The sequence below is a fragment of the Mesorhizobium sp. GW821-FHT07A06 genome, from assembly GCF_059419085.1.
The window spans coordinates 165,216-191,381 of sequence record NZ_JBWKRC010000014.1 but is presented as its reverse complement, the minus strand read 5'-3'; the positions used below and the strand labels follow the sequence as shown (position 1 = coordinate 191,381).

Annotated in this window: 33 protein-coding genes and 1 pseudogene; 19 read left to right on the top strand and 15 right to left on the bottom strand. The window is 60.9% G+C overall.

Annotated features, from left to right (window positions below):
- The 3 genes from AC07SZ_RS31080 to AC07SZ_RS31070 form a co-directional block, all read left to right on the top strand.
- A partial coding sequence (locus tag AC07SZ_RS31080) for a beta strand repeat-containing protein (protein ID WP_494917321.1) occupies nt 1-1,908 on the top strand: 1,908 nt, incomplete at its 5' end.
- Between the two features lie 62 nt (nt 1,909-1,970).
- Entirely contained in the window at nt 1,971-3,665 is a 1,695-nt protein-coding gene (locus AC07SZ_RS31075) for a type I secretion system permease/ATPase (RefSeq protein ID WP_494917326.1), read from the top strand.
- 19 nt (nt 3,666-3,684) lie between these two features.
- The gene (locus tag AC07SZ_RS31070) at nt 3,685-5,022 is read left to right on the top strand and encodes an HlyD family type I secretion periplasmic adaptor subunit (protein WP_494917320.1); all 1,338 of its coding nucleotides are present in this window, start codon (nt 3,685-3,687) and stop codon (nt 5,020-5,022) included.
- Between the two features lie 140 nt (nt 5,023-5,162).
- Here AC07SZ_RS31070 and AC07SZ_RS31065 read toward each other — a convergent pair whose 3' ends face one another.
- Nucleotides 5,163-5,483: a hypothetical protein gene (locus tag AC07SZ_RS31065; RefSeq protein WP_494917318.1), complete on the bottom strand. Its 321-nt coding sequence runs from the start codon at nt 5,481-5,483 to the stop codon at nt 5,163-5,165.
- On the opposite strand from AC07SZ_RS31065, the gene AC07SZ_RS31060 reads away from it, so the two are divergent.
- Genes AC07SZ_RS31060 through AC07SZ_RS31045 form a run of 4 tightly spaced genes read left to right on the top strand, consistent with a single transcriptional unit; the run spans nt 5,482 to nt 7,138 of the window.
- Nucleotides 5,482-5,901: a hypothetical protein gene (locus AC07SZ_RS31060; RefSeq protein ID WP_494917317.1), complete on the top strand. Its 420-nt coding sequence runs from the start codon at nt 5,482-5,484 to the stop codon at nt 5,899-5,901. The two genes, AC07SZ_RS31065 and AC07SZ_RS31060, sit on opposite strands and share 2 nt — an antisense overlap.
- Nucleotides 5,870-6,334, top strand: a complete 465-nt coding sequence (locus tag AC07SZ_RS31055) for a hypothetical protein (protein ID WP_494917315.1) — start codon at nt 5,870-5,872, stop codon at nt 6,332-6,334. Before AC07SZ_RS31060 ends, AC07SZ_RS31055 begins: the two co-directional genes overlap by 32 nt.
- Nucleotides 6,335-6,382: 48 nt before the next feature.
- Entirely contained in the window at nt 6,383-6,772 is a 390-nt protein-coding gene (locus AC07SZ_RS31050) for a DUF1515 family protein (protein WP_494917314.1), read from the top strand.
- 30 nt (nt 6,773-6,802) lie between these two features.
- Nucleotides 6,803-7,138 carry a hypothetical protein gene (locus tag AC07SZ_RS31045; protein WP_494917313.1) on the top strand — a complete coding sequence of 112 codons (336 nt, stop codon included), beginning with the start codon at nt 6,803-6,805 and terminating at the stop codon, nt 7,136-7,138.
- Nucleotides 7,139-7,254: 116 nt separating this feature from the next.
- On the opposite strand, the gene AC07SZ_RS31040 is transcribed toward AC07SZ_RS31045, so the two are convergent.
- From AC07SZ_RS31040 to AC07SZ_RS31030, 3 genes are all read right to left on the bottom strand, one after another.
- A complete protein-coding gene (locus AC07SZ_RS31040) occupies nt 7,255-8,004 on the bottom strand; it encodes an outer membrane protein (protein ID WP_494917311.1) in 750 nt (249 codons plus the stop codon).
- 325 nt (nt 8,005-8,329) lie between these two features.
- Nucleotides 8,330-8,884 carry a hypothetical protein gene (locus AC07SZ_RS31035; RefSeq protein WP_494917310.1) on the bottom strand — a complete coding sequence of 185 codons (555 nt, stop codon included), beginning with the start codon at nt 8,882-8,884 and terminating at the stop codon, nt 8,330-8,332.
- Between the two features lie 294 nt (nt 8,885-9,178).
- Nucleotides 9,179-9,469: a DUF982 domain-containing protein gene (locus AC07SZ_RS31030; protein ID WP_494917308.1), complete on the bottom strand. Its 291-nt coding sequence runs from the start codon at nt 9,467-9,469 to the stop codon at nt 9,179-9,181.
- Between the two features lie 114 nt (nt 9,470-9,583).
- On the opposite strand from AC07SZ_RS31030, the gene AC07SZ_RS31025 reads away from it, so the two are divergent.
- The 4 genes from AC07SZ_RS31025 to AC07SZ_RS31010 all read left to right on the top strand — a co-directional run bounded on the left by AC07SZ_RS31025 (nt 9,584) and on the right by AC07SZ_RS31010 (nt 11,201).
- Nucleotides 9,584-10,444 carry an ATP-dependent DNA ligase gene (locus AC07SZ_RS31025; RefSeq protein WP_494917306.1) on the top strand — a complete coding sequence of 287 codons (861 nt, stop codon included), beginning with the start codon at nt 9,584-9,586 and terminating at the stop codon, nt 10,442-10,444.
- Nucleotides 10,445-10,512: 68 nt separating this feature from the next.
- Nucleotides 10,513-10,713, top strand: a complete 201-nt coding sequence (locus AC07SZ_RS31020; RefSeq protein ID WP_494917304.1) for a hypothetical protein — start codon at nt 10,513-10,515, stop codon at nt 10,711-10,713.
- An 11-nt stretch (nt 10,714-10,724) separates the two neighbouring features.
- Nucleotides 10,725-10,955: a hypothetical protein gene (locus AC07SZ_RS31015; protein ID WP_494917302.1), complete on the top strand. Its 231-nt coding sequence runs from the start codon at nt 10,725-10,727 to the stop codon at nt 10,953-10,955.
- Nucleotides 10,956-10,979: 24 nt separating this feature from the next.
- The gene (locus tag AC07SZ_RS31010) at nt 10,980-11,201 is read left to right on the top strand and encodes a DUF768 domain-containing protein (RefSeq protein ID WP_494917301.1); all 222 of its coding nucleotides are present in this window, start codon (nt 10,980-10,982) and stop codon (nt 11,199-11,201) included.
- Nucleotides 11,202-11,392: 191 nt separating this feature from the next.
- Here AC07SZ_RS31010 and AC07SZ_RS31005 read toward each other — a convergent pair whose 3' ends face one another.
- From AC07SZ_RS31005 to AC07SZ_RS30995, 3 genes are read right to left on the bottom strand one after another with little or no spacing between them, the layout of a single operon-like run.
- The gene (locus tag AC07SZ_RS31005; protein ID WP_494917300.1) at nt 11,393-12,085 is read right to left on the bottom strand and encodes an SOS response-associated peptidase; all 693 of its coding nucleotides are present in this window, start codon (nt 12,083-12,085) and stop codon (nt 11,393-11,395) included.
- Between the two features lie 9 nt (nt 12,086-12,094).
- On the bottom strand, nt 12,095-12,439 hold the full coding sequence (locus tag AC07SZ_RS31000) for a hypothetical protein (protein WP_494917299.1): 345 nt from the start codon (nt 12,437-12,439) through the stop codon (nt 12,095-12,097).
- Between the two features lie 35 nt (nt 12,440-12,474).
- Nucleotides 12,475-13,062: a hypothetical protein gene (locus tag AC07SZ_RS30995; RefSeq protein ID WP_172373840.1), complete on the bottom strand. Its 588-nt coding sequence runs from the start codon at nt 13,060-13,062 to the stop codon at nt 12,475-12,477.
- A 120-nt stretch (nt 13,063-13,182) separates the two neighbouring features.
- Here AC07SZ_RS30995 and AC07SZ_RS30990 point away from each other — a divergent pair, with 120 nt between their 5' ends.
- From AC07SZ_RS30990 to AC07SZ_RS30980, 3 genes are read left to right on the top strand one after another with little or no spacing between them, the layout of a single operon-like run.
- The gene (locus AC07SZ_RS30990) at nt 13,183-13,395 is read left to right on the top strand and encodes a hypothetical protein (protein ID WP_494917298.1); all 213 of its coding nucleotides are present in this window, start codon (nt 13,183-13,185) and stop codon (nt 13,393-13,395) included.
- The gene (locus AC07SZ_RS30985; protein ID WP_494917296.1) at nt 13,392-13,853 is read left to right on the top strand and encodes a hypothetical protein; all 462 of its coding nucleotides are present in this window, start codon (nt 13,392-13,394) and stop codon (nt 13,851-13,853) included. Before AC07SZ_RS30990 ends, AC07SZ_RS30985 begins: the two co-directional genes overlap by 4 nt.
- Before the next feature lie 5 nt (nt 13,854-13,858).
- A complete protein-coding gene (locus tag AC07SZ_RS30980) occupies nt 13,859-14,167 on the top strand; it encodes a hypothetical protein (protein ID WP_494917295.1) in 309 nt (102 codons plus the stop codon).
- Nucleotides 14,168-14,221: 54 nt separating this feature from the next.
- Here AC07SZ_RS30980 and AC07SZ_RS30975 read toward each other — a convergent pair whose 3' ends face one another.
- On the bottom strand, nt 14,222-15,034 hold the full coding sequence (locus AC07SZ_RS30975; RefSeq protein WP_494917294.1) for a plasmid partitioning protein RepB C-terminal domain-containing protein: 813 nt from the start codon (nt 15,032-15,034) through the stop codon (nt 14,222-14,224).
- A complete protein-coding gene (locus AC07SZ_RS30970) occupies nt 15,025-16,593 on the bottom strand; it encodes a recombinase family protein (protein WP_494917292.1) in 1,569 nt (522 codons plus the stop codon). The genes AC07SZ_RS30975 and AC07SZ_RS30970 overlap by 10 nt, the downstream gene beginning before the upstream one ends.
- A gap of 228 nt (nt 16,594-16,821) precedes the next feature.
- Between AC07SZ_RS30970 and AC07SZ_RS30965 the strand changes: the two genes are divergently transcribed.
- Nucleotides 16,822-17,139 carry a YMGG-like glycine zipper-containing protein gene (locus AC07SZ_RS30965; protein WP_494917291.1) on the top strand — a complete coding sequence of 106 codons (318 nt, stop codon included), beginning with the start codon at nt 16,822-16,824 and terminating at the stop codon, nt 17,137-17,139.
- Nucleotides 17,140-17,271: 132 nt separating this feature from the next.
- Here AC07SZ_RS30965 and AC07SZ_RS30960 read toward each other — a convergent pair whose 3' ends face one another.
- Both AC07SZ_RS30960 and AC07SZ_RS30955 read right to left on the bottom strand, forming a co-directional pair.
- Nucleotides 17,272-17,403, bottom strand: coding sequence for a hypothetical protein (locus AC07SZ_RS30960; protein ID WP_494917290.1), 132 nt, complete (start codon nt 17,401-17,403; stop codon nt 17,272-17,274).
- Nucleotides 17,404-17,439: 36 nt separating this feature from the next.
- The gene (locus tag AC07SZ_RS30955) at nt 17,440-17,589 is read right to left on the bottom strand and encodes a hypothetical protein (protein ID WP_494917289.1); all 150 of its coding nucleotides are present in this window, start codon (nt 17,587-17,589) and stop codon (nt 17,440-17,442) included.
- Nucleotides 17,590-18,277: 688 nt separating this feature from the next.
- On the opposite strand from AC07SZ_RS30955, the pseudogene AC07SZ_RS30950 reads away from it, so the two are divergent.
- From AC07SZ_RS30950 to AC07SZ_RS30935, 4 genes and pseudogenes are all read left to right on the top strand, one after another.
- Nucleotides 18,278-18,367 (top strand): annotated as a pseudogene (locus tag AC07SZ_RS30950) (hypothetical protein); the annotation flags it as partial.
- 398 nt (nt 18,368-18,765) lie between these two features.
- Nucleotides 18,766-19,206 (top strand): hypothetical protein, encoded by a 441-nt coding sequence (locus AC07SZ_RS30945; protein ID WP_494917328.1) that lies wholly within the window; start codon nt 18,766-18,768, stop codon nt 19,204-19,206.
- A 136-nt stretch (nt 19,207-19,342) separates the two neighbouring features.
- Nucleotides 19,343-20,182: a pyrroline-5-carboxylate reductase gene (gene proC, locus AC07SZ_RS30940; RefSeq protein ID WP_274534543.1), complete on the top strand. Its 840-nt coding sequence runs from the start codon at nt 19,343-19,345 to the stop codon at nt 20,180-20,182.
- A gap of 90 nt (nt 20,183-20,272) precedes the next feature.
- Nucleotides 20,273-21,202, top strand: coding sequence for a DMT family transporter (locus AC07SZ_RS30935; protein WP_056566119.1), 930 nt, complete (start codon nt 20,273-20,275; stop codon nt 21,200-21,202).
- Between the two features lie 35 nt (nt 21,203-21,237).
- On the opposite strand, the gene AC07SZ_RS30930 is transcribed toward AC07SZ_RS30935, so the two are convergent.
- Genes AC07SZ_RS30930 through AC07SZ_RS30915 form a run of 4 tightly spaced genes read right to left on the bottom strand, consistent with a single transcriptional unit; the run spans nt 21,238 to nt 26,036 of the window.
- A complete protein-coding gene (locus AC07SZ_RS30930) occupies nt 21,238-21,765 on the bottom strand; it encodes a hypothetical protein (RefSeq protein WP_172374467.1) in 528 nt (175 codons plus the stop codon).
- 37 nt (nt 21,766-21,802) lie between these two features.
- A complete protein-coding gene (locus AC07SZ_RS30925; protein ID WP_210261329.1) occupies nt 21,803-23,848 on the bottom strand; it encodes an oxidoreductase in 2,046 nt (681 codons plus the stop codon).
- A 34-nt stretch (nt 23,849-23,882) separates the two neighbouring features.
- Complete coding sequence (locus tag AC07SZ_RS30920; RefSeq protein WP_494917286.1) at nt 23,883-25,205, bottom strand: NAD(P)/FAD-dependent oxidoreductase; 1,323 nt, start codon at nt 25,203-25,205, stop codon at nt 23,883-23,885.
- 42 nt (nt 25,206-25,247) lie between these two features.
- The gene (locus AC07SZ_RS30915) at nt 25,248-26,036 is read right to left on the bottom strand and encodes an aspartate/glutamate racemase family protein (RefSeq protein WP_494917285.1); all 789 of its coding nucleotides are present in this window, start codon (nt 26,034-26,036) and stop codon (nt 25,248-25,250) included.
- Nucleotides 26,037-26,166 lie beyond the last annotated feature (130 nt).

The following is a 26,166-nucleotide window of genomic DNA, read 5'->3' as shown; positions in this document are numbered from 1 at the left end:
TTGGCCGCAGGCGCCAGCGTCACCGATGTCTTCAGCTACACCAACTCCGACAACCATGGCGGCACGTCATCCGCCAACCTGACCATTACGGTGAACGGCACGGACGACACCAGTACGACTCTAATTTCCTCCGTCGTGGATGGAAAACAGGGGAGTAATGCTGACCCAAGCACCGTGACGATAACGTTCACATCGGCCGTCAACGCGAATTTTGCGAATCTATCGGACGTGATGCACGTCTCCGGCTTGCCGAATGTCAGCGTGATTGCGGGGTCGGGAAGCTTCAATGCGACCCACACCCAATACACGTTCCTGGTCGACAAAGGCGCGGGGAGCAACAACGGATCGTCCTACACGCTTAATATTGATAGCGGAGCATTCACGGACACCACAGGGCATACAAACGCAGCGAAAACCACGTCAGGCCTCAAGCCCGCCGGCACCTCGGGCGAGCCCATCAATCTCGCCCTGACCGACCCATCACATGAAGGCGCGCTCATTACCGTCACGGTGAAGGACGTGCCTTCGGGCTGGACCATCGATGGCGCGACCCATAATGCCGACGGAAGCTGGACGATACAGACCAACGACCTGCACGGGCTGACCGTCACGACACCGGCCAGTTTTACCGGGGCGGCCGTGCTCGACGTCCAGATGAGCTGGATCAACGCCGACGGCACCGTGGGCACAGCGTCGGTCGCCGACAATGTCGAGGCCTACGCGCCGGGTTCACCGATCTTTGCCTGGTCCGGCGACGACGTGCTGACCGGCTCCCACGGCAACGATCTCTTCGTCTTCTCGCAACCGATCGGCGCCGACACGGTGCACAATTTCGATGCGGCCGCCGACCAGATCGATCTCATCGGCTATAATGGATTGGCGGACTTTGCCGACCTCCAGACGCATATCGCCGACGATGCCCATGGCAATGCGGTGATAACGCTCGGCGACGGACAGTCGATCACGCTGGACGGCGTGCACTCGAGCGCGCTGACTGGAAGTAATTTCGTCTTCGACCAGACGCCGGTGGTCAACAATTCAGGCACCATGACGATCGGCGACGGCGCTCTGCTGCCGCTGAGCGGCATAATCAACAACAGCGGCCTCATCTCGCTCGACTCCACCGGTGGCGATACGCTGCTGCAGGTCATCCAGCACGGCGTGACCCTGCAGGGCGGCGGGCAGATCCTGCTCTCCGACAGCGCCGCCAACATCATCTCCGGCACCGGACCGGACGTCACTCTCGTCAATGTCGACAACACGATCTCGGGCGCCGGCCAGTTGGGCGGCGGCATGCTCAGCCTCGACAACAGGGGCACCATCATCGCCTCCGGCTCGAATGCCCTGGTCATCGATACCGGAGGCAGCGTCGTCATCAACTCCGGAACGCTGGAAGCAACGGGATCCGGCGGTCTGACGATCACCGGCGGCTTGGCGAATTCAGGCATGCTCTGGGCCAATGGCGGCGATATCGTCATTCACGGCCAGGTCACCGGCACCGGCGATGCGACGATCGGTAATTTGTCGAAGCTGGAGTTTGGCGGCGCCTCGTCGACGGACGTCACCTTCGGGCACGACGCTGCCGGTACGCTGCAACTCAACGATTCCTTCGATTACAGCGGACGGATCGGCGGCATCACCAATGATGACAGGCTGGACCTCGCCGATATCCTGTTCGGTTCGGGAACGACGGCCGTCTATCAGGCAAACCAGGATGGCAGCGGCGGAACGCTGACCGTTTCGGATGGCACCCACGGCACGGCGCTGCATCTGTTGGGCGCCTATGATGCGAACGGCTTCAAGCTTGCCGATGACGGCCATGGCCACACCGTCGTTTCGTACAATCCTGCGGAATTCACGCTGACGGGCATCGGCGGCGGGGCGGTTTCAAGCGACTTGGTGATGTGAGCGAAAGGGCCGCCGTCCGCGGCGGCTCCCTGGCCTGACGAGTATCGAGTGGGGTTATGGAATTGGATAGCAAGTCTCGAATTGTGAAGGATGCGCTTCGGGCATGCCGCCGCTATTTCCTGGTCGCGGCGGCATTCAGCCTGGCGATCAATCTGCTCTACCTGGCCTCCCCACTTTATATGCTGCAGATCTACGACCGGGTCGTCACCAGCGGCAGCGAAACCACCCTGGTCATGTTGACCCTGGTGTTGCTGGCGGCCTTCCTTTCGCTGGCCGGCCTCGACCTGGTACGCGCCTGGATCCTGACGCGTGCCAGCGCACGGCTCGACCGGCTGCTCTCCGCAAAAATCCTCGCCGCGTCTGTCGAGACCCCATCGTCGGGCGCCTCGCAAAGCCAGCCGATCCGCGATTTCGACACGTTCAGGCAGGTGATCACCGGCAGCGGCATCCACGCCCTGTTCGACCTGCCATGGTCGCCCATCTACATCGGCATCATCTTCCTGCTGCATCCGTGGCTCGGCTTCTTCGCGCTGGGCTGCTCACTGCTGTTGATCGCCATGGCCGTGCTCAACGAGTATCTCGTGCGTTCGCCGCTGAAGCACGCCAACGACATGGCGACGACCAACTATAACTTTACCGAGATGAGCCTCAGAAACGCGGAAGTCATTCGCGCCATGGGGATGATCGATGGCCTCATCCGCCGTTGGGGGCGTGACCGCAACCTGGCGCTGCGACGCCAGGCGGAGGCAAGCGACCGTGCCGCCCTGATGTCGGGCCTGATCCGTTTCCTGCGGCTCACCATGCAGTCGCTGATCCTCGGCCTCGGCGCCTATCTGGTCATCGAACGGCAGATTACCGGCGGCACCATGTTCGCGGCGAGCCTCCTGCTGGGCAGGGGGCTGCAGCCAGTCGAGCAGATCGTCGGCCTCTGGCGCAGCCTGATCCTGGCGCGGGCGGCATTGGCAAGGGTCGAAAAGCTGGTCGACGGTGGCGTGCGGAACGAAAGGTCGTTCAACCTGCCCAAGCCCAGCGGCAAGATTTCGGTCGAACAGGTCAGCTTTGCAATCGCCAGCCAGCAGAAAGTGCTTCTCCGGGACGTATCGTTCCGGCTGGAAGCAGGCGAGGCGCTGGGGATCGTCGGCCCTTCCGGCGCTGGCAAGTCGACCCTGGCGCGTCATCTTGCCGGTGTCATGCAACCCAGCCGCGGCACCGTCAGGCTCGACGGGGCCGACCTGTCGCAATGGGGGCACGACGCGCTCGGCGACCACATCGGCTACCTGCCGCAGGATATCGAGCTCTTCTCCGATACGGTTGCCGCCAACATCGGCCGCTTCAAGACCAATGTCGACCAGGACGTGATCGAGGCCGCTCGGCTCGCCGGCGTGCACGAGATGATCATCCGCCTGCCGCAGGGTTACGAGACCCAGATCGGCGAAGGCGGCGCGGTTCTTTCAGGAGGATACCGGCAACGGATCGCTCTTGCCCGGGCGGTGTTCGGAACGCCGAACTTGATCATTCTCGACGAGCCGAGCTCCAATCTCGACGCCGATGGCGACCGCGCGCTGAGCGACTGCGCGCTTGAACTTAAGCGCCGCGGCAGCACGGTGATCATCGTCTCGCACCGGCCCTCGACCTTGGCGAATGTCGACAAGATCCTTCTGTTGCGTGATGGCGCCGTCGAGGCCTTCGGGATGAGAAACGAGATCGTGGCGCTTCTCAACCAACGCGCGGCTCCAATCGCGGTGGCAACCCAATGAGCCGTGGCCGGAGAGATCGATGAGCGACGGCGCCCTTACCTACCGAAGCCTGCCTGGCGAGGCCGGCATATTGGCACCGGATTCGATCCGCGTGCCGGCCTATATCGGCCTGCTGATCATCGCCGCCTTTTTCGGCATCCTTGGCGGCTGGGCTGCCTTTGCCCCGCTGAACGGCGCCGTGCTCGCCGATGCCATCGTCAAGGTGGAAGGCAATCGCAAGAGCGTACAGCACTTCGACGGCGGAACGGTAACGGAGATCCGCGTCAAGGATGGCGACGTCGTCAAGAAGGGCGACATCATGCTGAAGCTGGACGACACCAGGATTCGGTCCGAATTCAATCTCTATGCCCAGCAATATGCACTGTTGCGTGCAACCGATGCCAGGATCCGGGCCGAACTGGACGGCAGCGAGGCGGTTGCCTTTCCCAAGGACATTCTCAAGGAGCACGAGGATTATCTCAAGGATGCAATGGCAAACCAGATCGCCGATCTGGAAAGCCAGCGTGCCTCGATGGCCGGCGCCAAACAGATCCTCGATCGGCGAATTGCCGAGCTTGAGGAGCAGATCCAGGGCAAGCAGTCTCGGGTCGAATCCTACCAGGCCCAGCTGAAATCGACGATCGACGAGAAGGCCAGCCTGTCTAAGCTGCTCAAGGCCGGATTGACGACCCGCCCGCGCATCCTGGAACTGGAAAGGTCCGCCTCGGATCTGCAAGGCCTGATCGACGAGAACCTCGGTGCGATCGGCGGCAGCCAACAGAGCAAAGCCGAACTTGAGAGCCAAATCGCGCAATTGACCTTTGAACGCCGAGCCAAGCTGTCGGCGATGCTGATCGACACGCAATCGAACCTTGCCGACCTTGTGCCCAAGATGTTTGCCGCCCAGGCTGCGATGGACCGGGCCGAAGTCCGCGCGCCTTATGACGGCCAGGTGATGGATCTCAGCGTCTTTTCGATCGGCGCGATCGTTGCCCCGGGTCAGACCATCCTCGACATCGTGCCGACCGAGAATTCGCTGATCGTCCAGGCGCAGATTCGCGTCGAGGACATATCAAACCTGCGACCCGACATGGCTGCCGAAGTTCGTTTCACATCCTACAAGCAGCGCTCGATACCCATAATCCACGGCCGCGTCACCCGCATCTCGGCGGATCGCATTACCGACAGCAAGACCGGGTTTCCCTACTATCTCGCCGATGTGGCGGTCGATCCGGCGGAATTGGCGGCGGCTCCACAGATTGCGCTGTATCCGGGCATGCCAGCAGCGGTCATGATCGTCACCGAGGAACGCACCGCGCTCGACTACATACTAGGCCCGTTGGTTGTGTCGTTCCACTCGGCGTTTCGCCAGAAATGACGGGCTCGTCAATCGATCGGCGATGCAAAGTTCCGACGCCTTATCAGTCTAATTGTGGGTCTAATTGCGAGCGCTGAACTTGCTCGCCTTCACGTTTGCGCTGGGCGTTTTCCTGGCCACCCTCGTCGTCTTCTACGCCATCAAATATCGGGCCGGCTCCAAGGCCGATCGAACGGACCCGCAGCCTGCAGCTGGAAGTGGCCTGGACGGTCGCAAGCCTGCTGATTGCCTTCGTCATTTTCGGATGGAGCGCCGTGCTCTTCCTGCGCCGCGAACATCCGCCCTTCGACGCACTTGAAATCACCGGGCTGGGAAAGCAATGGATGTGGGAATTCCGCCATCCCGGCGGTCAGCGCGAGATCCGGGCCGGTCGACGGCGTTCTTGGCGTCGGCACGCTGGCTGCGCTGAAAGCCGACAAGAACAATGACGCGCTGATCGATCGCATCTGCAACGCGCGCATGGACTTCCTGAAGCGACTCGGCACCTTCGTTACTTTTGGCCGTGGCTGGACAGCTCGCGTCGCCGAAGTCCGCTCGATCGGTCAGGCGTGGGCAACCGGCCAGGTGCCGCAAGCCGCCAGCTTTTACGACGGAGGCCAGGCGAAGGCTTTTGTCGAGGACGCCGAGGCGCCGCCTTCGACCGCGCCGGCCGACGCGGCGGTCGGCGCCGGCATCGGCAGCGGCGGCATCGCCGGCACGCTGCAGAATCTCCAGAACCAGCTTTCCCCGATGTCCTACGGCAGCGAGTTCATCATGAAGGTTGTCTTGGTCCTGGCCGTCATCAGTGCGGTGCTGCTGCTCGGCGGTGCCGGATATCGCTGGTACGCCAACCGCAAGGCCAAGCGGCTTGCCGCGGCCCTCGGCACGGCTCCGGCATGAGCTTTCTCATCCGCTCCTTGGCGACCAGCTAGGCGTCTCGCGCCTGGTCGGCGGTGTCATCGGCTGGGCGGCCATCGGGCTTGTCGCTTCGGGCGCAGCGCTCGGGGTCTACGAATTCATCAAGTACAAAGGCGCCGACGAGGTCCGCGCCAAAATCGAGAGAGGAAATCAGGATGCGATTCACAAGGGCATCGACGCTCGCATATCTCTGACGTGCATTGACGCTGGCGGCGTGTTCGACTTCGGGCGTCAGCGGTGTGGCGCCGCTACGCGCGGCCCTCGGGTAACAGCCTTCCCCGAGCACAGGGCAATGGCCGATCAGAACAGGATCGACCGCACCGTGGCGCCCGGCTGCGCCGTGAAGCTCTACACCAGGGCTGAATGTGATCTGCATACCAAGGCCAGCGCCGCGCGCCGTGCCGAACTGAAATAGCGCAGTGAAAGGCGGGACATGCCGGGACCATCCAACAGAAGCCTCGAAATGATGATCGGCGGTCTCCTTGAGGCGACGCAGAACATGCAACGCGACATCACCGAGATCCGTCGTGACATCAAGGACAGCGATTCCCGCGCCGCCCTAAGCTATGAGCAGTCGGAACAGCGCGCCGCCGCCAGCCGCGCGAAGATGTATCAGAAGACCGACGAGTTGGTGGAGCGCGTCAGCGCCACCGAAAGCGCGGTGAGCAAGCTCAATGCCGACATGACCAGCGTCAAGGAAGTGACGGCCGAGGTGACACGCTGGAAGCTCATGGGGCTTGGCGCCTTGGGGAAACTGGGATGGCGGCGGCGGCGCTGGCATCGCTGGTTACGGCGTACTGGACGGATATATGGCGAGTGCTGCGCGGTGGGTGAGGGAACCTTGAATGTCTGAAGTGGTTTGGCTTCAAAGGAGAACCACGCCGTGCAACCCAAATCATCGCGCGATATTCCCGGCACCGATCCCCGAAAGGACACAGACCGGGAGACTCGAGAAGCTGTCGTCAAAACGCCCGACAAGACCAACGACTGGGACCGCGATCAGGTCCACGGTGAGGGCGAGACGATCGGCATCGAACCCGAAGGCGACGAGAACCTCGCAACAGCCGAGACCAATGCCGGTATTCAAGTAGATGGCGGAGTTGCCGAGGAAGACGATGACAACGCGTATCAGAATAGCGACGATGCCTTGCCTGACGATGAAGAGGAGGCCGCCATCGCGCGTCATCCGACCCGCGAAGGTCGGTTTGACGAGATATAGTTACAAGGCGGGTACATAGTGGGCGGGACGAGCTGCGGCAGCGGGCGTTTTTCCGACACTTAAACGCAAAAGCCCGGCTATCTGCCGGGCCTTCTTCTTGGCTTTGTGGCTAAAAATTACTGACCCATTCCAAACTTGTAGGTCAGCCGGGCCATCACGGCATCAACCTTGGCCTTGGTGCGATAGGTCTCGGGATTGTCACCGAGGTGACCGTCATCGAACACGTTGTTACCCGTGCTCGTCTTATGGCCGAGGTCAACGTGGGTGTAGTCCACGCCCAACGAGAGGTTGTTCGTGACGGCATAGTCGATGCCGGCGCCGAGCGCATACCCGTTCTGCCACTCGTTTTTCTCGTAGGTCACGAGGGCGTCGTTGTCTCGCGCGCGGAAATCCACCTTGCCGCCGGCATAACCTGCCTTGGCGTAGATCAGCACACGATCGAAGGCATAGCCGACGCGGCCGACGACCGTCGCGTAATTCGAAATCTTGGCGGTCTCTGTGTCTGTGTCCGGGAAGTAGGGGCTGGTGATAGTCTTGCGAATACCCGTTGCCGTCCAGGTGGCCTCGCCGCCCAGAACCCATTGGCCCCACTGCCATTGCGCGCCTGCATGGATACCGCCGGCCACGCCGCCCTTGTTAAAGTCAAAGCCTTCCGTGCCGGCCGGAACGGCGTCGGTGAAAAAACCACCATTCGGCTCCGTTACGTCCGTCGCCGTGATGTCGCCATTGGCAAAGCCGACATGGCCGCCGACGTAGAAACCGCTCCAGTCATAGGTCGACCCCGCGATCGGCGCTACCATGTCGGCTGCGGAGGCGGTGCTTGCCGACAGGGCGGCAACAGCCAGAACTGCTAAGAATTTGTTCACGTACTTTCTCCCAACCCAGAATAATCCCTCGCATATGATAATAGCCGGAACCCTGTTGAAAGTGTGTGATTTTTCTGCAACTCCTTTTATTTTGCCTTGGATCAACTTTCCGTGGATTACTGGGCCTACACTGGCGTTCTGCTCGTGGAAGGCAAATACCGACTAGTAAAGTTGCCCCCGCTTCGCTCGTCACCGCGTATTGATCCGACATCTGGCGCCCGAAGGGGATGGCCCCAGATGACGTGGATTGGGCATTAATGACCTTTGCCTGAATGCTAATGCCTTAGAGACACAGGCCTGCGTTTCGATTAGGGGCCCTCAGAAATCAGATCATTACTGTCTCGCCGATCTTGGTGAAGACCCATAGTGCGAATGCGATCATCGCGATGAGCACGGCATATTCTAAAATACGAAGCAAAGGGGACATATCGACCGTGCTGCGCTGGGCTAGCTGACGGCAGGTACCTAGTGTCGGCCGGTGCCGGATCAAGCTCCCGCAACCAACGCTGCCGCCGCTCGTTGTGCGACGCTGGATGATCCCAGCGCACTTCCAAACTTGCCCGCTGCTCTCCCCAAAGAACAGCGGGCTTTTTTTGCTGAACAATTTCCTGCTGACGAAATTAGGCTGCACTGCCGCCATGCAGTGGGAGTTCCACCCTTGTCTGTGTCCGCTGCCGAAAGGTGGCGGGCTTTCCAGTGGCGGCGAGCCGTCATCAGCAGAGGCGAGCCGGATTGACAAAAATGGCCACCTCGAACACATTTTGCATCGAGGGAAAAGCGAGGACAACCAGATGAAAAAGTCATATGAAAAGCCTACGCTGATGAAGCGCGAACGTCTCTCGAAGGTTACGGCAGTTTCCACCCCTTCGGTGATTGTCATCATACCCCCAGGCTGAGACAGCAAAATTCCTTCTCGAAAGCCCGCTGGCTCCGGCCGGCGGGCTTTTTTGTTTCTAGGGGGCACCCCGGACCTCCGGGAACATCAAAATTGTTGCCCCATCCTCCGCCGCCAGCGGCTCGTGCCCCGGGCCTTCGTGCCACATCACTTGGCGCAAGTCGCGCTGGTCGACTATCTGGCCACAGTAGGGACAAGGGTAGAAGGTGTCCTCTTCCCGTTCTGGCTCGCCGCCGTGCAGCTTGCCGGGGATGGGCGGGCCCAACTCAGATAGTTTCGTCATGTCTGCATGTCCTTGCTCACGTCATCGAGCATTTTGAGTGCGGCACTTCTGTCAGATGGCAGCGATAGTCCTTGATCAATCGCCGCGGCCTTGAACGCCGCAAAAGCGATAGCTGGTTTGCAGGTGCCCTCTTTGGCTGCAGCTATTAGTCGGCAAGCGTCCTTATAAGGTGCTGCGTCCTTGTTTCGCCATCGACCTTTTAGCGCGATCTCCGCCTCGCAGATGGACGATACCCTCATGTTTATGGCGTCCACGAGCTTGATGGAAACCGGTAGAAACGTTCCCATGACAAGACCTCCCGATCGTTCGAGCGCCAGAACGCCCCAAGGAAATTTTGGTTTCCGAGTTTGGGAACTATTTTAGCTCAAGCTTATTGAGTCGCGGTCTGTGCGGGTCAGCGTATGCGTTTGAGTTTTATCAAGCCGATGGAGCCGGAGCTTTTCGACACCCCGGCGGGGGGTGACGACTGGAGTCACGAGATAAAATTCGACGGCTACCGGACCCAGGTCATCAAGGACGAAGACGGGATTCGGATGCTGACAAAGAACGGCTTCGACTGGACGGCTCGGTATCCATACCTTGTCGAGGAAGCCGCCGCGGTCAAGGCCGAAACCTTCATCTTCGAAGGCGAAACCATCATGATCAATGCGGCCGGGCTGTCCGATTTCCACGCGCTGCAAGGCATCATTGGTCGCCGCCGGCCTTCCCCCGATCTGTATCTTGTCGCGTTCGACCTGATGGTTCTCAATGGTCACGATCTGCGAGCCATGCCGCTGGTCGATCGACGCGAGATCCTGCAAGGCATGATCCCGGAGGGTGGGCGAATACAGTTCAGCGAGGCGCTGCCGGGCACTGGCGCGGCGGTCTATCTCGTCGACAAGGCCGGCCTTGAGGGCGTGGTGTCCAAGAGGAAGGACAGCGCCTATCGCAGCGGCCCTACGATGGCCTGGCGCAAGATCAAGTGCTTCGAAGAGAAGCAGATGGACATCATTGGCGTGCAGCGAGATCCCGGCAAAGCCGCCCAGGTGATAATGGCTGACAAGGGCCGCTACAAAGGCGGCGCGCTCGTGAGCTTCAGGGCCGACAAGAGGCAAGCCCTGTGGGACCGTGTGCAAGGCAAGGTCGGCGGTCCCGTTCCCAAAGGACACAAGAAGGAAAAGGCCGAGTGGCTGAAGCCTGGCCTGGTAGGGCGCGTGAAGACGCTCAAGAGCGAGGAGAAGCTGCGACATGCGAGACTGCTGGACTACTGGGAGGAGAATTGAGAGGGCTTGCCTCGGGCAGACGCTGTGCTTTTATTGGGCATCCGGTTGCTGAGGAGAGACCGATGCCAATGCGACACAAGGCCCATGAGGCCGGCAACTTTGATCCATCCGAGGTTGAACTGCTGGGGCGTGTTTTCGACCAACTCAAGACGGATTTTCGGACAGAGGAGCGCGACGCGCTCGCGTCCCGCATCATCGTCAATTACATGGCCGGCATCAAAGACGAGACCGAGCTGCTCTCTGTGTCAAAGCAGCCGCTCGGCCGGTAAGGGGAACGCTGATGGCCGTCGCAAAGAAGGACCAGGAGCGCGCGAACTACGCCTGGATGTACGGCGCACAAGCGCGCAAGGACGGCAAGGAGCGCGTCGTGCCCGAGTTCTGGCAAGAGCATGCCGACGCCTGGTTGCAGGGCTTCGACGGCGTGGCGTTCGGCGAACAGCCGAAGCCTGTAGGCCCTGATATGGAGGCTGAAGTCGATGAAGACGCCGTCGACGGGGCGGCAGGAACCTAAAGCTCCGGTCGAGCTTATGGCTCAATGAGCACGCGCGGCATCAATTTTCTCGACCAGTGGATCGCGAACAATGTTCCCGAGACCGCAAGGGCGGATGTCGTTTCCGTTGATGAGCTGACCCACAAACTCATCGCCGACGTCAGGGCGCTCGGCATCAAGCGCAGCGAGATCGACGAAGACGTCGACAGTCTCTACCGCACCATCCTCGACGCGATCGTGCATTTCGACCCGGGCCTGTCCGAATAGGGCGCGGCTAAAGATACCGATCTCCGTTGCCGCGGTGCGCGAAGCAAAACCAGTGCGATTCCGTTCGAGGCCGAGCAAATCCCCAGCCGGCAATCTTCCCGCAGCCATCATGCTCGCATGTGTGGCCAGCACCTTGGCGCGGTCGCGCGGTGCTGGCGTCATGCCTTCGGCAAGCCTCGCGGGTTCGTCACTCACAGCGGGTTGATTGGCCCGACCAGGGTAGGGTGGTCGTTGGGCTGCTTGTTGATGACGGTCGAATTGACGTCACGACCGACGCGATTGAACTGCAGCTGGCCGTCGATGTCGTGGCTGAGGATGTCCTTCAGGTATTCCTTCGGCGTCGACGGGTCGAGCCAGGCATCGTAATAGGCCGGGTCGAGAATGAGGGGCTGGCGATCGTGCAGGTTCATCATCGGCTCGCCGGCGGGCTCGGTGATGATGGTGCAACTGGTGATGTCGAGATTGGAATTGTAGGCCCAAAGGCCGGCGAACGAGAAGGGCGCGTGGCCGGGCTGGTAGATGTGCCAGGGATCCTTTTTGCCGTCGGCCGGCGATATCGTCCATTCGTAGAAGCCATCGGCCGGGATCAGGCAGCGCTTGGTCTTGAAGGCGTCGCGGAAGGCGGGCGCCGTGTCGACGCCCTCGATCCTGGCATTGAACATGGCCGCCTTTGGAATTTCCTTCGCCCAGAACGGAACGAGCCACCATCTCCCCTCGCTCAGGCGGTGGTTTCCATTCTCGCTGGCGGTGACGAAAGGCACGTCCTGCGTCGGGGCGATGTTGTAGCGAGGCTCGTCGTTGCGGCCGGTCTCGGCGGGCGCGGTCAGCCGGTAGAGCCGGTGGATTTCCGACCATGAGAGATATCGGGTGTATCGTCCGCACATGATCTGCCTCTAGCTGCGTAGGATCTCGGGGACACGGAGCGGGCCGAGATCGAGGATGCGCCTGTAGTCATCGGTGCGCCGCCAGGAGCCACGTATCTTGCCATTCTCCCGATCGCGCTTCGGATCGAACGCTTCTCCGGCGAAATGATCGCGGAACGTCTTCGCCGCGGCGGCGTCTGCAAAGCAGTGCAGCCGATAGCTTTCATATTTGCCGTTCGGCCACACCGCCTGCACCTGCCTGACCTGGAATGCCATCCCGCGATCCTGGCAGAACCTTGTAATCACCGTGAAGTTCCGATCGGTGCAGATGTCGTCGGGCAGAGCAACCTGGTGAGGCCAATCGCGATCGATCACGGAAGGCGCCGGAATCCTGCGGTTGCGCTTGACCATCAGTGCGACGTCGGTTTCTCTATTGCCGCCTCAAGCGCATCAATGGCGGCATAGACGGCTTGGCGCTTGGGCTCGATCGGCTCTTCGGGCCTGAAGCCTGAAAGCGCCAGTGTGGTATAGGCAACGGTCACGGCTGCAACCAGATCACGCGAATCGTCCAGATCGGCCGCCAACCTGTCCGCCAGTATGCCGATCTGGGAGTTCCAAAATTCGCGTTTGCCGTCTTCAGCAGCCGTAAAGGCGCGGAGCATTGCCAGCGCCGCCGGTCGATCGGCCAATTGGGTTGCAGGATCGAACAGCAATTCCAACCCAAACGCTCTCAGCCTCTTTTCCTCCGCCCAGCCTTCGCAGCATGCCTGCAGCGCCGCATTGTTGGCTTCGTACCAGACGTCGGCAGCGGCATATTCCGCTTCCGACGGCTCCTGGTCCGGCGGGAAGCCCATCTCATCCCAGCCCTCGACGGCAAAAGCGCCGCCTGCGGCCCGTTCAGCCGTCATTCCAGCGCGGTTGAAAACGGCTCTCGCAGCTTCCAAGCCTCGCTGCATTTCTTCGGGTGATGCGCCCCGAGCGCGCATGATGACGTCCATGCCTGCCTCCTGTGGCTATCGCGCCAATAGTGAACGAAAAGAGAACATAGAGTCAAGTCCGTGCTTGACGGCACAGGAATATGTTCCTTATTTCTGACGTGCATCTGAGCAGGAAGGGTAATGGGAAAGCGCCAAAACGCGCCGAACGGCGAAGCTGTGTCCGAATTGGAACGAGCTGCTCAGCGCGCAATTGAGGCGGCCGGCGGCGACGCCGTGGTGGCCTTGCTGAAGGCCATCGCCAGAAACGCCGAGCTTGAGCACGAGCTTTCCCTGTCGCGCGCGGCCGTCTCGAGCGGCTTCACCCGTGGCTGGCACCGGACGCGGCCGCTATGACCAGCAATGAGGACACCTATCGCATCGAGGTTTGGGACAGCGAGGAGGAAAAGACCCTTCTCGAAACCATCAGCCGCTCCTCGGACTTCACCGTGAGCATGGCCGCCTGGCAAGCCGCCATCCGTCGTCGCCCCGGGATGCTGCTGATCCACTACAACAGCCGCCATGTGATGGAGAAAATCCTGACGCCTGGCGAGGTAAAGCTCCCGCCTCAGACGATCATCAACGGCAGCGTACATGCTGGCCTGGATGTCGCTCTTGGCGACCTTCGCGAGTGGCACACGTTGCGGGCCTGGTGCACGAAGTGCTCGCATCATGCCGAGGTGAAGCCGGCTGGGCTTATCCGCCGGTATGGCAAAGCTGCGCTATTCAGCACAGTCGAGCGGGCATTGTTCTGCACGAATTGCCAGAGGGGCGGCCCAGTTCGGCTGGAGATACATAGACTTCCAAGAAATTGAGGGTGATGGCAATGCACGACTTAATCAATTTCTTCCAGACCAATGGGGCTCTGGTGATCGCCAACCCGATAGCCTTCCTTACTTTCGCTGTCCTTTCTGGAGGCGGAGGGTTCATCGTCGGCCGCTTTTTCCTAACCGAACGCATTGCCAATCTGGAGAGCCGGATTGCAAGGCGCGACGAGGAAATCGCAACTCTGAAGGCCAAGCAGGGAACATCTGAATCCGAAAGAACCATGGTTCCTCTATTCGAGATGACTGAGCTTCTCCCTCGCGCACCGCCAAACTCCAATCGGCTCTTAGTCCAGCGAAAGTAGGAACACCTTGTGGGATAAGTTGTTGTGTTCCTGCAGAAATACTGAAGGAATCCCCTATGTGCGGAAGAGCACCGACAAATTGTGAAACTCTTCAAAATGGCCAGGAAAATTGCGGGCGAGATATCGCACCACCCTGGAATTATCCATCATCCTGCCAAGATAGCGGCTGGCTGCGACTAGCTCCAGACCCACATGGCCGCGCTGTTCCACGGCGCTTAGAACCGCAAGGCTCAGCGCGCCGACCTCAAGCACCATCGGGCCGCGCTCGTTTTCACCCTGTGCCGTGATCGTTGAGAGATTGAAATCCTTTGCCAGAAGGGCTTCTGGTGTCAGAGCGACCAGCAGTCTCGCGTAGGGGATCCTGACCCGGTCCATCGCCACCATCAGCAGGGCAATCTCCAATTGCCTGGCTGGAAGCACCTTCTGCAGTAACCCGAAGGTCTTTACTTTCACCGGGGCGTCGCGAAGCAGGTCGAGGACATCAGGACAAATTCCGTTAACAGGCATCCGGTTTTCGCTTGTATTGGCCAGGGCTCGCGGCTCGTGGGTCCCGCCACGCAACCTGCGTGCCAGTAGCCTCGGCATTGTCCCGAGACCTTCGGACACCAGCATGGCGCAAAGTTGCCTGTCACTCATTATCAGGTGGAGCGCCGCTACGATCTGGGCCAGGCTCTGTTCAGACTCTGCCGCTTCAGTGACGAAATCGCGCATGCGTTTGCATTCCACGTCGTAGGTCACCAAAAGTTCGTACGCACGAAACCTCTTCTTGGATCCGATTCGACCGGCGGCAATATTGCTCGCATGTCTGTCGCCGCTGTTTTCCAGCGCACGATAAGCGTCTTCCTTGGTTAAACGCTTCAAGACCAAGCCGCGCTCCCGACAGACTCTCGCTCCGCCAGCCTGATAAGCGGGTCGAGCGTGGGAAAAATATAGGTGTCCAGCCGCGCCCCGTTGATGGCTCGCAGTTCCGACTTGCCTGCGATCTCGTGCGCGGGAGCAATCAAATAGTCTCGGATACTAAGGTCTCCGGGATTCATCCGGATCCGGACGACAATGTCCGGCAACGGATCGCGATCGGCCTTCGCAAACCAGCGTGGATAGCCGAAGCCCGAAACCTTGCAGCGGCTTACTGCGATTGCCACGGCGATCTCCTCGTTCATCCGCAAGAGGTCCGTTGCCATGTCGTAGCCCGCGACCCCGCCCTGCCTTTCAATCGCGCCCACGAGATCCCGGATAACCTGCAGCCTCATTGTCTCCAGGCGCCGGTTCACGCCGATGTAACGGTAGTTCATGGCCGGCTCATATCCGATCAGTTCATACGCTTTGACGACGGTTCCAAAACGCAACCTGTAGCGTCCGGCCGGCGGGCAGTCGGGTGCGGCGTTGATAATGCGCATGGACAAGGCGCCGCGGCGGGCCAGAAGCGCCCTCAAGGCGGCCAGCATCTCGTCATTGGTCAGGTGGCGATAGATGGTCTTAAGCACAGTCTGCGCTCGGTTGAAAAGCTTGCGGTCGACGATCGGCTCCAGGACGTTTTCCACCCGCACCCACTGCTCGGGGGGATTGCGGACTTGATGGCTTTTGAGCCTAGACGAATGCTTGTTCCAGACGCTGTTACCAATGTAGTTTTCGTTGGTCAGCACCGAGTGCACGGACTCTCGCGTCCATGGGCGCCCCAAGTCGCTTAGCACGCCGCGCTTGTTTAGTAGCCTTGCCATCTCAAGTTCTGTCTTCCGCGTTCTGGTAAAGTGACTGAAAATCCATCTCACTGTCGCGATTTCATCAGCCGGCCCGAGCACTAGAACTATCCGATCCGTCTGCAGGCTCTTGTATTCGTAGGACGAGAGGATGCCCTTTGGGCGCCCATTTTGATCGATAAGCAGGCGCCGAAGGCCAAAGCCTGCCTTTGAGCCCTGCCGGAAGCCCATGCGGATCAGCCGCGCCTGGCCAATGAAGACTTTTTGCGAGAGCATTCTGCTTTGCTCAGCGGCCATGCTACGTTTTATTGCTTTGAGGACATCGGATCCGATGCTGCCATCGTTTGCGAACTGCTCAGCGCAAAATTCGATCCGGACGCCCGCCATCTGACACCGGTACTCGTAAACGGCACTTTCATCGATATTCTGGAAACGTCCCCAGCGGCTGACATCATACACCACGACCGTTTCAAAATCGGCTCTTCCGCTCTCGACATCGGCCAGCAATCGCTGAAGGCCGGGGCGACCCCCGAGGTTCAGACCACTGCGGCCGGCATCCTCGTACGTGGCGACAATGTCGTAGCCCATGATTTCGGCATAGTCGCGGATGGCATCTTTCTGGTTGTCGATCGAGTAGGTCTGGTGCTCCGTCGACATCCGCAGATATTGGGCCGCACGCACAACACGCCTACCGGAAGGGGCCTTCAGGGTCGTTGCTGTCTCGTCCATTGCCTGCGCTCCTGCCGATCGGACATGCTAGCGAACACCAGCCTGTGGTTTGGTTCAAAACACCTCTCCAGTTTATGTCGAATGCCCGGCTTTTCTGTTTGGAAACCATGGCCTTCAACTGCCGGGAAACCCTGACTCACATCGTGACCCGCCCCGCCGCTGTTCCGCCGCAATGCGGCCGCACTTGGCCGGGTATCGGCCTGCGTGGCCTAAAAGGAGGTACTTCAGATGAACATCAAGAAAGCGATTTTGGCTGTCCTCATGACCGCCGCACTTGCCGGTTGCGAGACGCAGACCGAAGGCCAGCAGCGGGCCACCACCGGCGCGCTCATCGGCGGAGCGGGCGGCGCTCTTGTCGGCCAGGCAATCGGCGGCAACACCAAGAGCACGGTTATCGGCGCGGCCAGCGGCGCGCTGCTCGGCGCCGTCGTCGGCTCCGCCACTACGCCGCAGCGGCGCGGCGAGGAAATGTGCCGTTACCAGGACCGCTACGGTCGCATCTACACGGCGCCTTGCGACGACCGATATTACAACGGCAATTATTGAGGCCCCGCTGTCGCCTTCTTTACGAAGGCCCACACCACTAGCGGGTATTGTTCGTCGTTTCTGAGGTCTCGACAGAGGCCATAGGTGCGCACAGGGCCACCGATGTGGGGCCCTGGCGCAGGCCTTGTTGCCTCAGCCGTAAGCCTTCACATTGGCATCGGCAAAGCCGACCTCGACCATCAGCTGCTTCAGGCCGGTGGGCGTCCATCTGTTGTAGTCGTGGCGCCTGGCATGCACGCGAAACAGAAAGGGTGTCGCCACCATCGCCCAGCCTCCGGGCTTGGTGATGGCGTGTATGTCTTATACCGCTGCCAGTGGACGCTGGACATGTTCCAGCATCTGATCGGCGATCACGATGGAATGTTGGTCTTCGGTGCGGTCCTTGCAGATGTCGAAGGCGGGAAGTCCCCCGCCAGCAGCGGTTCCAGCCGAGCGAGATCTCGATGACATCGGAGGTCTCCTGTTCTCATCTGCTGGGAACTCTGCCGGGAACGCCCAGCTATACGCTAGGAAATCAGCGTTTCCTTGGCTCTCTATCTTTGCACGAACAGCTATTAACGACCGGATCGGATCAGCGTAGGTTTGGCGCGGAGCATCGCCGAACGTGGCCCTGCCAATGTCATAAAGGTCCGTGACCGCCTTTGGCTCGACATGAATTGGATTCCACGGATTTGGTCCAATCCCATGGCGTCGAGTATATCAAGCCATTTGCCAAATCGTCCTTCGTTCATCGCGACAATGACAACATCCACGGCCAACTCAAATAATGACGCCACGTAGTATCGCGCCTAGGCGATCATGAACTCGGTGTGGACCGGTGAGCCGGCGGTCATCTATGGCATTGTTCGCAACCACGGCTGCATCGGATCGCTGCCGCAAAGCTGTTAGGTCGAAACGTCGAGGCCGATATTGTGCTAGGATGATGCCGTGGCTTCGACACTCGCCTGCGGTCCGTTCGTTCGCCGAGAATGTGGTACATATTGTGCTACCTATTGTGATACAAATCGAACTTGAAGGCAGAAAAAAAGCAATAAAAACAAGATCTTGCAGAAGGGATTGATCCCAGCCAACGGTACCACCGGCTTCTTCCGCAAGTTATTGGTTCTGCTGCATAAATTAGCGCTATCTGATTTCGCGCTTGCGCCATGCTGATCGCTTTCTGCAACAGAGGGGCGACCGCTTCCACTACTACCGACGAGTCCCAAAGGAGCTACGAGAGCTCGATGGTTGCGGTGCTTTCGTACGCCGCGCCTTGGACACCACTGACCGTTTGAAGGCGCGTACGTCACGCGATCTCCACGAAGCCGCCGACAACGCTATGGTCGTCTCTTATGTTGGGCGAAACCCAAAAGCTGCGCACATTCGTTACCAGCGCGCTATCAAGCGTGCAGAGGCGCTAGGGTTCGTCTGTCGGCCGCTCACCGACATCCTCGTTGCCGAGCCGCTGGATACCATCCTACAGCGGGCCGAGGCCACGATCGGAGAGCCTGCCAGCTCTCCCGTGGTTGACGCTGTTACTGGCATTGTGTCCCGTCCTGACGACAAGATTTCGGAAGCGCTGAAGCTCTATTTCGACGAGATCGTCCGCGACGGACTCCGCACCAAAAGTTCTGATCAGAAGAAACGATGGAAGGCAAAGCGCCAAATGAGCGTCGATGTCTTCATCACCTTTTCGGCGACAAGCCGATGGGAGAGATCACACGCGACGACGCGCGTGCGGTGCATAAATATTGGTTGGACAGAATTGCACCCGAGAAGGGGAGGCCAGACCGTTCGGCGTCGACTGGAAACCGAAATATGGGGAACTTGCGAACCCTTTATGGCGACTACTATCGTCATCTCGGTTCACCCGAACAGAAGAATCCGTTCGCCGATCTCTCATGCAGCGACAAGTCGAAACGCAGTCGTCCATCGTTCCCGACTGACTGGATTCGAATGCGGCATCGAAGCTTTCCGAAAATGGAAGGCGAGGTGACCTCGGTGAATTTCGCAGCGCCTAGCTTGGCGCCGATTTCGTACATCGCGGCCTTGACCACGTCGATCTCGCTTGAACCGACGAGCCTGTAAATGTTGGAGGCAACCACCTCACGATACAGTGCCTGTTGATCGAGCGGTGAGAATGTGGTCGGCCCGAATTGCCGAGTTGATTTTATAACAAATTCGTCATAACATTTTCTTCGCTCACTCAGGAAGGGTCTGGCTAGTGACCGAAATTGTCAGGCAAGCAGATAAACCGATCGACGTGCTGATCGTCGGCTGCGGCAACATGGGCTACGCTCTTCTGGCTGGGTGGCTTCCAGGGGAAAGGATGGTCAAGGCCCATATAGTCGAGCCGGTGGTGGCGCTTCGGGAGCGCGCCGAGGCTATCGGCGCGACGGCCTCCGTCGATATCAGCGGAATACCGCCCGGGTTTGATCCGGCAGCCATCGTCTTCGCCGTCAAGCCGCAACATCTGTGCGATCTGCTGCCGGCCTATCTCCGTTTTGCGCAAGACGGCGCCTTCTTCCTCTCGGTAGCCGCAGGCATCGAGATCGCCGCAATGGCTGACGTTGTCGGGACAGACGTGCCGATCGTGCGCTGCATGCCGAATATGGCGGCCGCGGTGGGAGCCGGCATGCTCGTTTGCTGCGCCAACGTCATGACGAGCAAGCAGCAAAGGCATCTGGCGGAGCGGCTCTTGTCTCCAGCCGGCAAGGTCGTCTTCATTGACGACGAGGCGTTGATGCACACCGTGACGGCGGTGTCGGGCTCCGGGCCAGCCTATGTCTTCCACTTCCTCGAATGCTTGGAACGGGCGGGTACAGCGGGCGGACTTCCGGACGCTCTGGCACGGGATCTCGTTCTGCAGACGATTTATGGCGCAGGGCTGCTCGCTCGGAAAAGCAGCGACGACCCCGCCGTACTGCGCCGGCAGGTCACCAGCCCAAATGGGACGACCGCCGCTGCTCTCGCCGTGCTGATGGGTGAGGGCGGGCTCGATACACTGCTGGCGCGGACGGTGGAAGCAGCACGCGTCCGCTCGGTCGAACTCGGCGCGCATTGAGTTCGTCGCCGGCGCCCGCGTCTGCGAGGTTCGCTTCCAGCTGCCGTCCTAGGGTGTGAAGCGCGTAACCCAGAGGATCGTAAAATCGGCATGGCGGCATTCTTCCACAGACTGATCAGTCCGGCGAACGCCAACGCGATCTGGATCGGTATCGCACTGATGCTGCTCGGTAATTTCTTCTTCGCCCTGAACGATGCGCTCGGCAAGATCCTCGTTGCCAGTTTCAGCGTCGGCCAGGTGCTGGCATCAAGGGCGATCGGCTCCTTCGTCATTCTCGGGCCAATGCTCTACCAACAGGGTGATCCAATCTTCTGGAAGGTCGACCGGCCAGTGCTGCATGTGTTGCGGGTCGCGCTGGCAACCATCGATTCCGGCCTCTTCTACGCTGCGGTCGTGCACCTTCCGCTGGCCGACGTCCTCACTTTCTACATGGCCGGCCCGATCTATGTCGCGGCGATGTCGCACGTCTTTCTCGGCGAGCGGCTAGGATGGCGGCGCTGGCTCGCCATCCTGGCCGGCTTTGGCGGGGTCGTCATCGCACTTGACCCTTCGTCGGCCTCGCTTACGCCCGACGCGATCTATCCGATCGCCGGCAGCATTTCCTATTCGGTTGCGCTGATGCTCAACAAGGTGCTGTCGAGGACCAGCGACACGACGCTCGGCGTTTTCCAGATGACCGGAGCGCTGATCGGCGGCATGGCCTTCGCGGTCTTCGACTGGATCACGCCGTCACCGGCTCAGGCGGCCTCAATGCTGCTGCTCGGCATCGTCGGTTGCCTGGCACATCTGATGATCACCCGTGCAATCAAGCTGGCGCCGGTGTCCATGCTAGCTCCGCTCCAATACACGCTGCTGTTGTGGGGCATCGTGCTGGGCGTCCTGGTCTTCGGCGATGTGCCGGGCAGTCGGATTCTGGCCGGGGCCTGCATCATCGTCTTTGCCGGCTTGTTCATATTCCACCGGAAGGTCGTCAGGCAGGAGCCGCTCGACGCCGACACCGTGCCCAGGGACGTGCCCTGACGCGCGGCAACGGCAAGGGAACCGCCACTGCCTGTTCAGGCATTCGCCAAGTTGCGGAAATAGAGCACTTCGATCTCGCGCAGGACCGACTTCGGCTCGGCTTCGTAACTTTCCGAGAACGTGCCGGAGGCGCTTTCCACGGTGATCGCCCAACGTCCGCGGTGCGGATTGAGAACGCAGTCGGGGAAGTTCATGTGGTGGTGCCAGGCAATGCCCTGGCTGTTGATCTCGACAACGCGGGCAAGCAGCGCCGATGTCCTTGCCAGTTCGCCGTTCTCGCCAAGCGTCGCCTGCACGTCCAGAATATCGTCGCCATGCAGCATCTTGACGAAGACCTTATCGACCTCGGGAAAGCCGTCCGAGGGGGCGATATAGACCACGCCGTCGGCATCGTCCTCTACGACTATGGCATAGAGGCCGTCGTAGGGGTTGAAATCGCACCCCGGTGACAGGACATGGGAATGCCAGCGCCGACCCGCCGCTTGAATCTGCTTCACCAGCTCAAGACAGTTTTCGAGGGGAACGACCCGGTAGTCGACGTTTCCGTGGGTGATCGTGCTCATCGAATCGGTTTCCTTCCGGACGGCCTATGGAACGGGTTCACAGGGGATGGCTGATGCGGGCGGCGTCCAGCATGGCGGCGTGCAGGTTGCGGCAGGCCCAGGCATCGCCGACCTTGTATAGGGAGAATTGCCCGTCGGGGTTGGTAAGGATGGTCTGCGGGCGGGCATCGGCAAGCGCGCGCAGGTCCACCTCGCCCAGATTGCGCGAAAGCGGCTTCAGGGTGGTATAGACATCGTCATTGGGCAAGGTACCGTTGTCGCCGATCACGTGGTCCAGCTCCAGTTCGCGTGTCTTGTCGCTGTAGGTGTTCTGGGTGACGGCGATGACTTTGTTGCCCTGCCTGCGCAAGGAGAGAAGCCGGGTGTCGGTCTCGATACGGACGTCGCGCTTGTAGAGTTCGGACATATGGGCACCGAGGTTAGTGCCGCCGATCTCGCGGCCGAATTCGCGGTCGGGGGTGATGATGCGGACGCGTGCGCCCTGCGCGGCGGCGAACTCCGCGCAGGAGGCTGCCGAAGCGGTTCCGTTTTCGTCGACCAGCAGCACATCGCCGCCAACGGCCTTCTGGCCGGATAGGACGTCCCACACCGAGGCGGCGAGTTCCGATCCGACAAAGCGGCCGACATTGGGCAGGCCGCCGGTAGCGATGATCACGGCGTCTGGTTTTTCGCCGAGCACCTCGTCGGCCTCCGCATAGGTGTTGAGCCTGACATCGACCTTCAGGACATCCATCTGCCGTGCCAGCCATGTCGTGACGCCGGCGAGGTCGCGGCGCCAGGTCGCGCGGGCGGCCAGCAGAAGCTGTCCGCCGAGTTCGCCAGCGGCCTCCATGAGCACGACCTCGTGGCCACGCCGCGCATTGACGCGCGCCGCCTCCATGCCGGCGGGGCCCCCGCCGACGACCATCACCTTCTTGCGGGTTTCGGCGGGGCGAACGATCTGCGGGATCGTGGCCTCGCGCGAGGTCGCGACATTGTGCGCACACAGCGCGTCGATGCCGCGGATGGCGCGGTCCACGCAGTAGCCGACGCCGACACAAGGACGGATGTTTTCTTCATCACCCGCCTTCAGTTTGTTGATGTGGTAGGGGTCGGCTATGAGCGCCCGCGTCATGCCGACCATATCCACCGAGCCGCTCTTCAGCGCATGCTCCGCGGTCGCCGCATCGGTCATGCGCGCGGCGTGGAAAATCTTGACCTTGTCCTTCACCTCGTCGCGAATGGCCTTGGCCAGGGGCAGGTAGGCGGCGGAGGGCACCCACATGGTCGGCCAGATCCTGGCTTCCGACTGGTAGTCCACCGCCTGGGCCGCCACGACGCTGATGAAGTCGATCAGGCCGCTGCCCGCGTAGGTCTTGGCGATCTCGATGCAGTCATCTTGCGAGAGGCCGCCCTTCAACATCTCGTCTCCCGGCATCCTGATGCCGATGACGTAGTCGTCGCCGAGTCTGCGGCGCACCGCCTCGAGAATCTCCAGTCCAAAGCGCATACGGTTGGCCAACGTGCCGCCGTATCCGTCGGTCCGGTTGTTCATGGCTGGCGACCAAAACTGCTCGATCAGCGTACCGGCCTGACAGGATATCTCGACACCGTCGACGTCCCCATCACGAACGCGCGCGGCGGCCGCGGCGTAGTTGTCGATGGTCCTGCGGATGTCGTGGTCTTCCATGGTCGCGGGAAAGGTGCCGTGGATGATCTCGCGCAGTGGCGAGGCCGAGAAGGTTGGCAACCAGTTGGTCAGGTCCCAGCGCTCGCGCCGCCCACCATGCGTCAACTGCACGGTACACAGGGCGCCATGTTCATGGATGGCCGCCGCCATCTTCCTGAACTGAGGGATGACCTTGTCGACGGAGCCGTTGATCTGGCCATAGTAGAATGAGTTTTCCGCCGAGACCGCCGTGGCTCCGCCAAACTGGGTCAGTCCGACCCCGCCCTTGGCCTTCTCGGCCTGATAGGCGATGTAACGGTCGGTGATGTCGCCGGCCAGCACGTAGCCCGGTTCATGGCTGGTGGAGAGAAATCGGTTGCGGATTGTCAGGTTGCGAATCCGCAACGGCTGGAAAAGAACATCGTAGTTTGCCATCACACGCTCCGGATCGAGAATATGAAGGACCAGTTCAGCTCAGTCCGAGCCGGTCCTTCGCCTGATAGTAAGGGAAGACCAGCCGCGCGGCGCGCGCCTTGATCCGCCAGAAGGGAACATCCCGGCGCGTTTCGGCTACCTCGACCGGGATGTCGTCGAGCGCCAGCTTGCCGGCCGCGAATTCACCCACGACCCGGCCCAGATTCTGCGCCAGGTTTACACCTCGCGTCGAGAAGCCGACGACGGAGAACACCTCGCGGCCGAGGCGCTGCATGCGCGGCAGGTAGCTGTCGGTGACCGCGCAATACCCTTCCCAATAGTCGTCGAATTCGACATCGGCGGCCGTGAGTTGGGGAAAGAGCAGCCGCATTCTCTTTCGGGCGTGGGCAATGCCGTAGGCGCGCTTGTTGCCGAAGGCAAAGACAGCGCCACCCGAGATCAGCCTCCCGTCGTCGTCGAGGCGGCCGAAGCCGCCCGATTTGCGCAGGTCCGTGAAGCAAAGGCCGCTGTGCAATATCTCCTTGCGCAGTTTCTGGCTAAGCGGCTTGGTCGCGGCGTGATAGAGATAGACCGGCACCACCGAACGCTGCACCTCGGGCAGGAAGTCACCCGTATAGGCGTTGGTCGCGACGATCACGCGGCGCGCGCGCACGCGGTTTGGCCCGCAGCGCACCACAGCGCCCTGGGGCGTATCGTCGATGCCATCGACCGGGCTGCGTTCGAAAATCCTGACGCCATGCTGGCTTGCGGCGCGGCCCAGGCCTATCGCCAGCCCGTAGGGGTTGACCGTGCCGCCGCTCGGATTCGACCAGCCGCCCAGATAGCCGGAGGCTCCCACGAGGTCCGCGACGTCGGCCGCCGAAAGCCAGGAGATATCCGCGCCCCATGCCTTCCATTCGTCGAAGACCCGGCGGACCTTTCCAAGCGACGCCTCGGAATGGGCCGGCTGCACCCAGCCGTTCTGAACCGCCGAGCAGTTGATCTGGTAGGCCTCGATCTGGCGGAAAACGGCATCGGCGCCGTCAAGGACAAGGGCGGAAAGGCGCTCGCCTTTCTTTCGGCCGATCATCGCCTGGACCGCCGATGGCGTTATGGCGCCGGGGAATTGGGGGACATTGTACCCGCCATTGCGGCCCGATGCGCCGTTGCCGACGATGCCGGCCTCGACCAGCGCGACGCTCAGCCCCGCCTTCGCGGCATGGATGGCGATGTTGAGGCCGCAATATCCCGCGCCGACAACGACCAGGTCGGCTTCCTCGGTGCCGGAAAGAGCGGGATAGCGATGCACGTGCTCCTTCAGGGTGCGTTTCCACACCACGCCTTGCAGTTCGCTGTCGATCGGACTTGCCAGGGACATTGCACGCACGCTCACGTTTCGAATTGCGCGATCTGGATAAGATTATGCGAGTGCCAGGCTTTGACGGGCCCGGTCGAGCGCATCCCTGGCGGGAGGCTTGAGCTGGAGGCGCCTACTCTTGACCAGGCCGGTCTGCAGCGCGATGTCGGTCATCGTCTCAAGATACTTCAGCGCCACGGTGCTGGAATCGACGACAGGGACGCCGGTCCCAGGAATTTCCGCGTAGCCGGCGGCGCGCAGCAGCGGGCCATAATAGGCGCAGCCGATGAGGATGACGTCGGCGCCGTCACGAATGCATTCCTGCGCCACCTGCTCGACGCGCGGGATGAATTCCTTGTAGGGGTCGTTGACCGCTCCCGCCAGCAGATCGCCGTCGGATTCGGGGGCTATGCTGCGCACCGGCCGGGTGATCGCACGATCGCTGAGGCCATAGGCCAGCAGGTCATTCTCGATCGACACGGAGGTCTTCTGGGAGACGGTCACCACCGCGAAGCGCCTGCCCAGGGAAAGTGCGGCGAGCATGGACTGCTCGCTGACGGAGGCAACGGGGACATCGAGCACTTCGCGCGCTTCCCACAGAGGGTCGTTCCAGCAGCCCAGGAAGACGCCGTCGAAACCGTCCTGTTCGGCCTGCATGGCCGCCTCGACGATGTGGACAGAGTTGATGTGCTCGGCATAGAGGGAGCGGACGAAATTGCCGCTCCTGGGCAGAAAGCGGAACTCCAGTTCCGTCTCCTTGTTAAGCACGGGCCGGACCACCTCGTCGAGCTTAGCCCATAGCGGTTCGAGGGCGTCATTACGGGTGGTTGGATGAATCCAGCAAATTCTCACGTCACGGCTCCGCTGCTCCCGGGTTGCCGCTAAGTGTAATATGTTATAAAACTTTTGCAACTCCGCCGACGAATCCGGGAACAAATTTCTGGACAAGTGGCGGAAAGAAGCGAATTTTCTTTATCAATAG